10 protein-coding genes and 1 other annotated feature are annotated in these 11,750 nt (G+C 46.1%); of the genes, 1 reads left to right on the top strand and 9 read right to left on the bottom strand.

Features of this window, described 5'->3' with window-relative positions:
• Nucleotides 1-21: 21 nt before the first annotated feature.
• Nucleotides 22-2,664, bottom strand: coding sequence for a valine--tRNA ligase (locus tag F9802_RS00170; RefSeq protein WP_152149137.1), 2,643 nt, complete (start codon nt 2,662-2,664; stop codon nt 22-24).
• Nucleotides 2,665-2,887: 223 nt separating this feature from the next.
• Nucleotides 2,888-3,124 (bottom strand) — a binding site (T-box leader).
• Nucleotides 3,125-3,181: 57 nt separating this feature from the next.
• Nucleotides 3,182-3,910: an oxygen-insensitive NADPH nitroreductase gene (gene nfsA, locus F9802_RS00165; RefSeq protein ID WP_152149136.1), complete on the bottom strand. Its 729-nt coding sequence runs from the start codon at nt 3,908-3,910 to the stop codon at nt 3,182-3,184.
• A 216-nt stretch (nt 3,911-4,126) separates the two neighbouring features.
• Between nfsA and F9802_RS00160 the strand changes: the two genes are divergently transcribed.
• Complete coding sequence (locus tag F9802_RS00160; RefSeq protein WP_152149728.1) at nt 4,127-4,318, top strand: hypothetical protein; 192 nt, start codon at nt 4,127-4,129, stop codon at nt 4,316-4,318.
• A gap of 143 nt (nt 4,319-4,461) precedes the next feature.
• Here the strand turns inward: F9802_RS00160 and ysxE are convergent, their stop codons facing one another.
• The 7 genes from ysxE to F9802_RS00125 form a co-directional block, all read right to left on the bottom strand.
• Nucleotides 4,462-5,442, bottom strand: coding sequence for a spore coat protein YsxE (gene ysxE, locus F9802_RS00155; protein ID WP_191991712.1), 981 nt, complete (start codon nt 5,440-5,442; stop codon nt 4,462-4,464).
• A gap of 64 nt (nt 5,443-5,506) precedes the next feature.
• The gene (gene spoVID / locus F9802_RS00150) at nt 5,507-6,691 is read right to left on the bottom strand and encodes a stage VI sporulation protein D (RefSeq protein WP_191991711.1); all 1,185 of its coding nucleotides are present in this window, start codon (nt 6,689-6,691) and stop codon (nt 5,507-5,509) included.
• A 209-nt stretch (nt 6,692-6,900) separates the two neighbouring features.
• Complete coding sequence (hemL, locus tag F9802_RS00145) at nt 6,901-8,190, bottom strand: glutamate-1-semialdehyde 2,1-aminomutase (protein ID WP_152149133.1); 1,290 nt, start codon at nt 8,188-8,190, stop codon at nt 6,901-6,903.
• 23 nt (nt 8,191-8,213) lie between these two features.
• The gene (gene hemB / locus F9802_RS00140; protein ID WP_404799130.1) at nt 8,214-9,188 is read right to left on the bottom strand and encodes a porphobilinogen synthase; all 975 of its coding nucleotides are present in this window, start codon (nt 9,186-9,188) and stop codon (nt 8,214-8,216) included.
• Nucleotides 9,188-9,973, bottom strand: a complete 786-nt coding sequence (locus F9802_RS00135) for a uroporphyrinogen-III synthase (protein ID WP_152149131.1) — start codon at nt 9,971-9,973, stop codon at nt 9,188-9,190. The genes hemB and F9802_RS00135 overlap by 1 nt, the downstream gene beginning before the upstream one ends.
• Complete coding sequence (gene hemC, locus F9802_RS00130; protein WP_152149130.1) at nt 9,970-10,902, bottom strand: hydroxymethylbilane synthase; 933 nt, start codon at nt 10,900-10,902, stop codon at nt 9,970-9,972. Before hemC ends, F9802_RS00135 begins: the two co-directional genes overlap by 4 nt.
• A gap of 12 nt (nt 10,903-10,914) precedes the next feature.
• Nucleotides 10,915-11,748, bottom strand: coding sequence for a cytochrome C assembly family protein (locus F9802_RS00125; protein ID WP_152149129.1), 834 nt, complete (start codon nt 11,746-11,748; stop codon nt 10,915-10,917).
• Between the last annotated feature and the right edge of the window lie 2 nt (nt 11,749-11,750).

Genomic DNA, 11,750 nt, shown 5'->3' with positions numbered 1-11,750 from the left:
CAGATTCGTCTTCCCATTAAATTATCCTTTCATTTCCTTCATGCGTGCTTCGACGGCTGCGCGTTTTTCTGAGTAGTCTTTTTCTTTCGCCCGCTCTTCGTCCACAACTTTTTGAGGCGCTTTGCTGACGAAGCGCTCATTGCCGAGTTTTTTCTGCACTCGCTCGACTTCGCCGTTCCATTTGTCCCATTCTTTTTGCAGACGGGCTAACTCTTCTTCGATATTAATTAATCCTTCAAGCGGCAAAATCAATTCTGCACCTGTTACAACAGCTGTCATCGCTTTATCAGGAGCAGCCACATCCGTGGATAAAACGAGTTCTTCCGGATTACAGAATCGTTCAATATACGCACGATTATATTGGAGTGTGCTCAGCACGTTTTCATTTTTCGCTTTGACGATCAATTTAATTTTTTTGCTGAGCGGCGTGTTCACTTCCGCACGAATATTGCGCACAGAACGAATAATATCCACGAGCAGTTTCATGTCGGCGGCTGCTTGTTGATCGGACAGTTCGTCATTTACTTCCGGCCATTTTGCCGTCACGATCGTATCGCCGCTATGCGGCAAGTTCTGCCATATTTCCTCGGTAATAAATGGCATAAATGGATGCAGCAGGCGCATCGTATTGTCTAATACGTAAGCAAGTATCGAGCGCGTCGTTTTCTTTGCCGATTCGTTTTCGCCATATAATGGCAGTTTTGCCATTTCGATATACCAGTCGCAGAAATCGTCCCAAATAAAGTTGTACAGTACGCGGCCGACTTCACCGAATTCATAACGGTCAGCGAGCTTCGTTACCGTTGCGATCGTGTCATTTAAACGAGTTAAAATCCACTTGTCGGCAACTGATTTTTCGCCGCTCAAATCGATTTCTTCATATTTCAGTCCATTCATATTCATTAACGCAAAACGGGAAGCATTCCAAATCTTATTGGCAAAGTTCCAGATGGATTCCACTTTTTCTACAGAAAAGCGAAGATCCTGTCCTGGCGAGCTGCCAGTAGATAAGAAATAACGCAGCGAATCAGCGCCATACTGATCAATTACTTCCATTGGGTCTACGCCATTTCCGAGCGACTTACTCATTTTTCGCCCTTCAGCGTCACGGACAAGTCCGTGGATAAGCACATCTTCAAATGGACGTTCACCTGTAAATTCCAGTCCTTGGAAAATCATGCGTGATACCCAGAAGAAAATAATATCGTAGCCGGTTACGAGAACGCCGGTTGGGTAGTAGCGTTTAAAATCAGCTGCTTCCGCGTCAGGCCAGCCCATTGTGGAAAACGGCCATAGCGCGGAACTGAACCACGTATCGAGTACATCTTTATCCTGTTCCCAATTCTCAGCGTCTGCTGGTGCTTCGTGGCCGACATACACTTCGCCCGTTTCTTTATGGTACCAGGCCGGAATGCGATGACCCCACCAAAGCTGACGGGAAATACACCAGTCACGGATATTTTCCATCCAATGAAGATACGTTTTTTCAAAGCGGTCAGGTACGAAGTTGACCTTGTCTTCTTTTGACTGCAATTCCACCGCCGCATCAGCAAGCGGCTGCATTTTCACGAACCATTGCGTCGATAAGTACGGTTCTACAACTGCACCGCTTCGCTCCGAGTGGCCGACAGAATGCATATGGTCTTCGATTTCAAATAGAATGCCTTCTTCCTGCAAATCTTTTACAATTTGCTTGCGGCAGTCGAAACGATCCATGCCATTATATTTGCCGGCGCGTTCGTTCATTGTGCCGTCTTCATTCATAATAAGCACGCGCTCCAAGTTGTGGCGGTTGCCGATTTCAAAATCGTTCGGGTCGTGGGCTGGTGTAATCTTTACCGCACCTGAACCAAATTCCATATCGACATAGTCATCACCAACGATTGGAATTTCACGGCCGACGATTGGCAGAATGACCGTTTTACCGATCAAATGCTTGTAGCGCTCATCTTCCGGATGAACAGCAACAGCTGTGTCGCCAAGCATCGTTTCCGGACGTGTTGTCGCGATTTCAATGTGGCCGCTGCCGTCCGCAAGCGGATATCTCATATGGTAAAAAGCACCCTGGACGTCTTTGTAAATAACTTCAATGTCCGACAAAGCCGTTTTCGTTGCCGGATCCCAGTTAATAATGTATTCGCCGCGGTAAATTAAGCCTTTGTTGTAAAGGGAAACGAATACTTCACGCACCGCTTTCGACAAACCTTCATCCAGCGTAAAGCGCTCGCGGCTGTAATCAAGGCCGAGACCAAGCTTGGCCCATTGCTGGCGGATGAATTCCGCGTATTCTTCTTTCCACTTCCATGATTCCTCTAAAAATTTCTCGCGTCCGAGGTCATAGCGGGTTTTGCCTTCTTCACGGAGCTTTTGTTCCACTTTCGCCTGCGTGGCAATGCCCGCGTGGTCCATGCCCGGCAGCCAAAGTACATCATAGCCCTGCATCCGCTTCATCCGTGTTAAAATGTCCTGCAGCGTCGTGTCCCACGCATGGCCAAGGTGCAGTTTGCCTGTTACGTTTGGCGGCGGAATAACGATCGTGTAGGGCGCTTTTGTTTCGTCATCTTTCGCTTCAAAATACTGGCCTTTCACCCACCAGTCGTACCGTCCCTGTTCAATTGCTTTCGGGTCATATTTTGTCGGCATCGACAATTCATTATTTTCCATCGAAATTTCCTCCTTATTTTCAGAGCAAATGCGCAAGCATTTTGGTCAGCCCCGACAAGCAAATGTTCTTTTACCAAGGAAGTCCGCTTTTTGACTTCATTGGTGAAAGGTTATTTGACCTCGAGGGGCTAGGCGCTGGAGCTAGACGCAGTCTCGCTCCATTCGCAAGGTATGCGCACTGCGATATTTTATAGTTTCCTAAGCACCAAAAAACCCCTGTCGCCAAAAGGACGAAGGAGTTGTTCGCGGTGCCACCTTTTTTCACGAATGGCTGCACACAGGCAGACTCATTCGGCTCTCAATCCATTAACGGCTGGTAACCGGCTTCCGCTACTGAACGTTCACAGAAGCAGCTCACAGGCGACATTCCAAAGGGGCCTTGCGGAAAACTTTTCAGCCGTGAGTTTTCCTCTCTTTAAGCAAGCTTTGTCTTTGTACTCTTCCCGGTCTTTGCTTTTCTATATCAATCATTCATATATTATCGAAAAACAGGTGTTAACGTCAATCTTTCTTCTAATTATTTTTTAATAAACCCTTTTGACTGCAGAAAATCAAGCATGTACGCCCGGCGCGGCTCTGATAAAAAGGCAGCCATCCCGCTCGTCCAGGCGGCGTCTTTCTTGTTTGCCGTGCGGCTGGCATAGTACTTACTCATTTGCTCATCGTATTGCGGAAGCAGGACGTCATATTTTTGCTCATCATATGAATCCTCATGCAAAATCGCTTCCATTGGCAGGCGCGGCTTTACTTCGTTTGATTCTGCGGGCACGCCGACCGTTAAACCGAACAGCGGGATCACATAGTCAGGCAAATTGAGCAATTCGCTGATCGCTTGCGGATTGTTGCGCACGCCGCCAATATAGCAAATGCCATACCCTTTTGATTCCGCAGCAACGACAAAGTTTTGAGCAAATAAAGCGGTGTCAATAACAGCGACAAGCAGATTTTCAGCTGTGCTGCCTTCTATCGTTTTGCCGTGCAATGACACTGCTTTTTCCAGTCGTTTCAAGTCGGCACAGAAAACGAGCGGCAGCGCAGCAGACTCGAATTGTTGTTTATTTTTTGATAACTCCCCAAGTTTCAGCCGCTTTTCCGAATCTTTCACGCGTACGACAGAATACGCCTGTACGAAATGAGAGCTGGCTGCGTGCTGGGCAGCTTCAAGCAGGTCACGGAACGTTTCGTCTGAGATCTGTTCATTTGTATATTTTCGAACAGATGCATGGGATTTCAATAAGTCAAACATATAATCATCCTCTCTATCATTTTTTTGCGGTATGAAAAAAGTTATGTATGTCCTTTGCGCCTCTCCTCTTCAACGTAAATGACCTTCCTTCATCTGTCAAAGATCTTGCTTTAGCTGCTTGAAAAATCACCCCTTTTACCATCGTTACATATAGTAAAAGAAGAACGCTTGATGGCATTTTTTAAAGTGCCTATGAAGCAACAGGCAGGTGTGATGATGAGAAGAAGATACAATCCGTATTCCTTGCCGCCGTGGCTGCGGACCGTCCGAAGCGTCTGCTGTCAGCTGACCATTCCGTTTTGCGTGTTTCAGGGCATCCGCACCATTTTCTTTCCGACGACATTCGATGTGATTTTGATGGCCATCTTTGTGCTGATTGCCGTCGCCCTTCATCTCGAGTGGATTTAAAAAAGACGTCTGGCGAGACGTCTTTTTGTAATGGCCTATTAGCGTTCGTGAACTACCTTGAAATATACGCCCGCTGTCAAGATTGTGCACCGTTTCACTGTGTTGTGCACGACCTTCTTCACCTTCTGCATCCACCCACTTTATCACCCTTCTTCTTTCAAACTTGTAATAAAATACTCGATGTTTTTCATTTGCCAGTAATTTTTCTGGAGCTGTCGGGAATATTGGAACTCGTTTTGTTTTTGCCGGCTTAGAAAATAAGCAGCAATTGTTTCATATATCGCTCCCGGATAAGCTAAATAGCTTTGAAACAGCAGTTTTTCTCCTTTTTTCATTGGAAAAAAACTTGTGTAATACTCGAATAATTCCCTTGTTGAAGTGGATCCTTCCGGAAAGGCGTCGAGTGTGCGGGCAAAGTACGGAATTAAGTCATGGATGGGTGTGGCTCTTCGCGATTGTTCTAAATTGATAAAATAGCCGCCTCCACCTGCGTCCATTAGAAAGTGGGAAGGTTCGAGCTTTCCATGTACGTGGACAGTTCTTGCTTTCTCTTCTTCTTCTGTTGCCTGTTTCCATTCACTCAGCTTTTCTTTCGCGTAAAAAAAAGCTTGGCGAATTTCGGTGTAATATAGGCAAAAAAGCAGTTGAAACGATGACATGTACGTTTCCTTTTCCGCGAGTAACAAAAATTGTTCCAGCTGTTCTTCCTGGCGCTCCCAAACAGCGGATGTCCGTTCATATTGTTCCTCGCGCCCCGCTTTCGACACGCGCACATCAGCAGAAGAGACTAAATGCAGCCTTGCTGCTTCTCGCAGCATTTTTCTCTCTGCTTCCTGCGCTTCTTGTCTGCCGCTTTCAATCCACGGCATTAAATAATAAATATAGGAGCCTTCAAGAATGCCATACCTGCCGTCAAGAGCCGGATAAACAGGAACGAACCGGTGGTAGCCCGCCTGATAAAGCTTTTGCATATTGAATAGAAAGTCCATTCCCCGGGCAGCGGGAATTCTTTTCAAAGCGAACTGGCCTGCATCGGTGGATATTTTTTGTACACGGCCCATTGTTTCTACATGCTTCGGTTTCAATCCGTAGCTTTTCCAAATAGCTGAATAGGGCTGTTCCACTTTCTTCACCCGCTTTATTAAAAAAATAAGGCTGTCCCAACTTCAATCGGGGACAGCCGGGCCGTTACTTGCCGGCCGAATGGGAAGACGGTATATAAAGTACTTGGCCTTCTTCAATGCTTTGATTTGTTTCCAGTCGGTTTTCCCGGACTAAATCAGCTACCGGCAGCCCATAACGCTCTGCTACCTTTTGCAGCGTATCATCTTTTTGCACGAGACAAACTTTCCACGTTACGGCTTCCTCAGGTTCTTTTCTAGCAAAAAAATCAGCCAACGACATCGTTTCTTTTTTCTTCAATCCGAAAGCTTTTTTCTTTTTTGGCTCTACTGCTTCCGGCTCATTGGAAGGAGAGTCAGTCAGATCTGGGGACTCCTGTATGTCTGCCGGCTCCTCGCTAATGTCTTCCGTGGCCGGAGCTGTCTCTGTCGGCTCTTGGTTAACGCTCTCCATATCTAAGATTATATTTGGAGATTCACTCATCCGTTTTTCTTTTCTTTTTTCGATTGCTTCAATGAGCTGGCTTTCTACTTCTTTTTCCGGTAGATCTGGCTGTCTTTTCACTTCTACTGAAAAATCAGTTTCGGCTTCTTCTTCTTTTTCCATGCTGTCCGTTGTATTCACGTCCAGCTTTAATATTGAAAACTCTGGTTCTTCTTTTTTCATACTTTTAACTTCTTCTTTTTTCTTAACTTCAGCTGGTTCTTCCTCTTTCATATTTTTAACTGGTTCCTCTTTTTTCTTGACTTCGACTATTTCTTCTGTTTCCTCGGCTGCTTCAGCCGCTTCCGTCTTAGCGGCAGGTGCTCTTTCAGCAGCCGGCTGTTCTTCCGCTATGCCTGATATCGAGAGATCAACCGTTAATTTCAAATTCGCTTTCTCGGGAAATTCATAATCGAATGAATCAATATAAATCTCAACGTCCTCCATTTTGGCAATGCGATTTTTCGGAATGGTGATGTCAATCGGAAAGCGGTGGAAAAATTCGCACTCGCTGTCCCCTCGTTCGAGCACTTGCTGTACAAATTTATGAGTAGTTGTTACGGTTTGTTCAGTTTCTTTCTTTTCAGAAGGAGCATATTCTCCTGAAAGCTCTAAAAAGCCATGCATTCTAACAAACTGGTCTTCTTCTTCCGATTGAATTTGCGGGTCAAGAGAAATGGAGTATAACTCTTTTACTTCCTGCCCGCTTGAAAACCACACTGTTTCTTCTAATGAAAATCGTAAATACGACACATCTTGAGACGCCACTTCATTTCCTCCTTTCAAATCAACAGCCTCATTCAATTTGTTCGTTTGAATGCTGGCATTAAGTCCATATTCATCTTCTCTCACAATTTATTTGTATGCCCGCCCTAAATAGATTATGATAGTTTACCCATTTTCACTTAGCCCGGCACGATTGTTTTTTCGGCGCAAAAATCCCGCTTGCGCATCGCACAAGCGGGATTCATTCGATCTCATTTTGTTAAGCGGCTAAACGCTTTTTCAGCAGCTGAAATCGTGTGTTCAATGTCTGTATCTGTATGAGCGGTGGATAAAAACAAGCCCTCAAATTGGGATGGCGGCAGGAAAACACCTTCGTCCGCCATTTCCCGGTAATAATCAGCGAATAACTCAAGATCAGATGTTTTCGCTTTTTCATAATTTGTTACCTCTTCGCTCGTGAAAAACAAGCCAATCATGGAGCCGGCGCGGTTAAATGTAATCGGAATATTGTATTTCTCCGCTGCTTGGGAAAGTCCTTCTTCGAGGCGGTCTGCTTTGCGGCCGAACTCTTCGTACGTTTCGGGCGTCAGCTGGCGAAGCGTCTCGAGTCCCGCTGTCATCGCCATCGGATTTCCGGAAAGCGTACCGGCCTGGTAAATCGGCCCACTCGGGGCAATTTGGTTCATAATGTCTGCCCGGCCGCCGTAAGCACCGACCGGAAGCCCTCCGCCGATCACTTTGCCGAGGCACGTAATGTCCGGTGTCACATCGAAGAGTCCTTGCGCGCAATTATAGCCGACACGGAAACCCGTCATGACTTCATCAAAAATCAAGAGTGCCCCGTGAGACTCCGTCACTTCACGCAAGCCTTCAAGAAAGCCCGGCTGCGGAGGCACAACACCCATATTGCCTGCGACTGGTTCTACAATGACACCGGCAATGTCATCGCCAAACTGTTCAAAGGCGTATTTGACGCCGTCCAAGTCGTTATAAGCGACGGTAATCGTATTTTTCGCCACACCTTCAGGTACACCCGGGCTGTCCGGCAAACCTAATGTCGCTACCCCGGAACCTGCTTTAATAAGCAGCGAATCTCCGTGGCCGTGGTAGCAGCCTTCAAACTTTAAAATCTTGTTGCGGCCCGTAAATCCACGGGCAAGACGAAGAGCGCTCATCGTCGCTTCTGTCCCTGAAGACACCATGCGGACGACTTCAATGGACGGAACACGCTCAATAACAAGCTTAGCCAGCTCATTTTCAATCAGTGTCGACGCCCCAAAGCTCGTACCGGTTTCAGCTGTCTTTTTTAATGCTTCAACGACCTGGTCATTCGCATGGCCTAAAATAAGCGGCCCCCACGATAACACATAGTCGATATAATCATTGCCGTCGATGTCGTAAATTTTTGAGCCTTTGCCCCGCTCCATAAAAATCGGATCCATATTAACAGATTTAAAGGCACGCACCGGGCTGTTGACACCGCCTGGCATTAATTTAACTGCTTCTTGAAACGCCTGCTTTGATTTTTCATAAGAACGCATGATTGAGACCTCCTTTGATTCAATTATTCACTCAGCCAGCGGGCTGCATCTTTTGCGAAATACGTAATAATTAAGTCGGCGCCTGCCCGTTTCATGCTGGTCAATTTTTCCATGACAACCGCTTTTTCATCAATCCAGCCATTAAGTGCGGCCGCTTTAACCATTGAATACTCGCCGCTGACGTTATAGGCAACAACCGGTGCATTAAACTCATTGCGTACATCGCGGATAATATCCAAATAAGACAGCGCAGGCTTAACAATTAAAAAATCGGCGCCTTCTTCCATATCGGACTGCGCTTCACGAAGAGCTTCCAGCCGGTTCGCTGGGTCCATCTGATACGTTTTGCGATCGCCAAACTGTGGAGTAGAGTCCGCAGCGTCACGGAATGGACCGTAAAAGCTGGAAGAATATTTGACCGCATAAGACATGATCGGGACATCTATAAAGCCCGCTTCATCTAGACCTCGGCGAATCGCAGCGACAAAGCCATCCATCATATTTGACGGGGCAATAATGTCTGCGCCTGCCTCTGCCTGGCTGACCGCTGTTTTAGCGAGCAAATCAAGAGATGGGTCATTCAACACTTTGTTGCCTTCAATGACGCCACAATGGCCATGATCTGTATATTCGCACAAACACGTATCAGCCACAACAACGATATCCGGATACTGGCCTTTAATGAAACGAGTCGCTTGCTGGACGATGCCGTGGTTATGATAAGCACCTGTGCCTTCCGCATCTTTTTCAACCGGCACACCAAATAAAATAACAGACTTCAAGCCGAGCTTCACAATTTCATCCATTTCTTCTTTTAAGCGGTCCATCGATAGCTGGAACACGCCCGGCATGGAGGACACTTCGTTTTTAATGTTATCGCCTTCAACGATAAACAGCGGATAAATAAAATCCTCTTTATGCAGCACCGTTTCACGTACAAGCGCGCGCATATTCGCCGATTGACGCAAGCGGCGGTGGCGTTTAAATTGTAATTCCATCAGTTCTCTTCCTTTCTGAAATAGTGGTCAATTGCCTCGGCCAATGATTCGCTCGTGTAGACGTCCGGGCAAATCTTTGTGTGCAGGCCAAAGCGGTCCGCTTCCTTTTTTGTCACCGGGCCAATGCAGGCAACAACAGATTGTTCAAACGCGTCGATGCCTGCTTCTTCCGCTGCTTTCATGAAATGGCGAACGGAAGAAGGGCTCGTAAAGGTGATCACATCTGTTCTTTCTTTTTGCAGCAAGTCAATTAAGCGGGCCTTTTCTTCCTCAGGAAAAAATGTTTCATAGACGATCCACTCATCGGCAGCCATGCCTTTTTTTCTAAGCGCATCGGCAATCATTGTTCTGGCGAGATTGCCTTTCGGGATCAGTACTTTTGTTGCTTCAAAGCTGCCGTCTGTGATTTCTTTCGCAAACTGGTCGGCAGAAAACTTCTCAGGGATGTACTCCGCTTGAAACCCGTATGTTTGAAGCACAGCAGCCGTTTCCGTTCCGATCGCGGCAAAGCGGGCTTGAATATCCGCGCGGTCTTTTCCCGCTTTTTCCAGCTGCTGAAAGAAAAAGTCGACACCGTTTTTGCTTGTTAAAATAATCCAGTCATATGTAAACAATGTTTGTAAACGATCTTTTCCATTCGGATCGGAAAAAGAACGAAAAGCAATCAGAGGAACGAAATGAACCATTCCCCCGGCTGCTTCTATTTTATCAATAAATGATGCCGCTTGTCCTCTCGGGCGAGTGACTAACACATGTTTGCCAAACAACGGCCCGGCGGACATCATTCAGCATCAAGCTCCGCTTTCACCGCTCCAATTAGCTTTTTCGCTCCGCGTTCACTCAAGCGGGCAGCTACCTCTACGCCAACCACTTTCGGATCACTGCCTTTTACTGTTTCTTTATAAATCGTTTTCCCGTCTGGAGATGCGACGAGTGCTGTCAGAGCCGTTTCTTCTCCTTCATTCACGGCGAACCCTGCAATTGGCACTTGACAACTTCCTTCCATTTCATGTAAGAAAGCTCGTTCGGCTGTCACTGTTTTTGTCGTATCCGCACAAGCGAAAGCAGCGAGCAGATCAAGTACTTCTTTATCATCTTTACGACACTCAATGGCAAGCGCTCCCTGTCCAACAGCAGGCAGGCATAGTTCCGGCTCTAGAAATTCCGTCACCACATCAGATGTCCAGCCCATTCGTGACAATCCGGCCGCAGCCAAAATAATCGCATCATACTCTTCTGTTTCCAACTTCGCAAGCCGCGTATCAATGTTTCCGCGAATCCATTTAATTTCAAGATCTGGACGGGACGCCAGCAGCTGAGCGCTGCGGCGCAGGCTGCTCGTCCCGACGATTGCACCGGCCGGCAGGTCACTTAACTTCACATGATTTTTCGAAATAAAGGCATCACGGTGGTCTTCCCGCTCAGGAATACAGCCGATTGTCAGCCCTTCCGGCAGTTCAGCCGGCATATCTTTCATACTGTGCACCGCCATGTCAATTTCTTTATCGTACATCGCTTGTTCAATTTCTTTAACGAACAAGCCTTTTCCGCCTACTTTAGACAGCATGACATCTAAAATGCGGTCGCCTTTCGTGACAATTTCTTTTACTTCAAAATCATATTCCGGCTTTATTTTTTTTAGTTGGGCGATCACCCAATTTGTTTGCGTTAAAGCAAGCTTGCTCCTGCGGGAACCGACAATAATTTTTCTCATAATATCCTCCTATTAAGTGTACCAAAAGTGAAACGATGAAAATCGGCTCACTAAGAAAAAGTTAATTAAGATAATTAAAAAGGCGGCGGCATTCAATAGCGCCAGTGATTTCCCATACAGCTCTTTACGAACTTTTAAATAAAGGTAAATGCCATAAATAATTAGTAAAATAAAAGAAGCAATGATTTTAGCGTCAAACCAGCTGACGTCGGGCAGTTTAATAAACTTCCAGATCACACCGAGAATCAAGCTTAACAACAGCATCGGCACACCGACCGCATTTGATACGTACGAGAACTTCTCCAGTTTGTCCAAATCACCGAGACGCCACAGGCGCTGGCTCCATTTTTTCATTTTCAGCAGCCGGTATTGCAGCAAATATAGCATTGAAAAAATGAAAGAAAGCGAGAATGCACCGTACGACAAGATGGCCATTGTAATGTGGATGAGCAAAAGTTCAGAGACGAGCTGCTCGGCCATAGCCTGTGACTCCATTTGCACGGGAGCGAATGTATGTATGGCCATAATGGCAAACCCGATAATGTTTGTGAAAAACACAGTGAAGTCCATTCGCAGCAACCGGTTGATAATGAGTGATAATGTAATCAAAATCCATGCATAAAAATAAAGCCCTTCAAAAAGGGTAAGGACCGGAAATCGGCCGGTTTGCAGCATATATAAAAACAAAAAAATTGTTTGAAGAACCCAAACAATCGATAAAATCCAGAAGGCGATTTTATTCGCCTTCCGGTTTTGATTTAAAAAATCAATAAAATACAGCATCGTGCTCAAAGCATATAAAATTACCATCAATTCGTGGAGCCTGGCCATTCCTTGTTCAAACATCG

This window comes from Bacillus aerolatus, from assembly GCF_009183655.1.
GTDB classification, from domain to species: domain Bacteria; phylum Bacillota; class Bacilli; order Bacillales; family Domibacillaceae; genus Pseudobacillus; species Pseudobacillus aerolatus.
Note: the sequence above shows the minus strand (reverse complement) of the source record. Positions and strands in the feature narration are given on the sequence as shown.

Excerpts from the sequence above, each read along its gene's own strand:
- F9802_RS00170 (WP_152149137.1), bottom strand. The coding sequence starts at position 2,664 with ATGGAAAATAATGAATTGTCGATGCCGACAAAATATGACCCGAAAGCA.
- nfsA (WP_152149136.1), bottom strand. The coding sequence starts at position 3,910 with ATGTTTGACTTATTGAAATCCCATGCATCTGTTCGAAAATATACAAAT.
- F9802_RS00160 (WP_152149728.1), top strand. The coding sequence starts at position 4,127 with ATGAGAAGAAGATACAATCCGTATTCCTTGCCGCCGTGGCTGCGGACC.
- hemL (WP_152149133.1), bottom strand. The coding sequence starts at position 8,190 with ATGCGTTCTTATGAAAAATCAAAGCAGGCGTTTCAAGAAGCAGTTAAA.
- hemB (WP_404799130.1), bottom strand. The coding sequence starts at position 9,188 with ATGGAATTACAATTTAAACGCCACCGCCGCTTGCGTCAATCGGCGAAT.
- F9802_RS00135 (WP_152149131.1), bottom strand. The coding sequence starts at position 9,973 with ATGATGTCCGCCGGGCCGTTGTTTGGCAAACATGTGTTAGTCACTCGC.
- hemC (WP_152149130.1), bottom strand. The coding sequence starts at position 10,902 with ATGAGAAAAATTATTGTCGGTTCCCGCAGGAGCAAGCTTGCTTTAACG.
- F9802_RS00125 (WP_152149129.1), bottom strand. The coding sequence starts at position 11,748 with ATGTTTGAACAAGGAATGGCCAGGCTCCACGAATTGATGGTAATTTTA.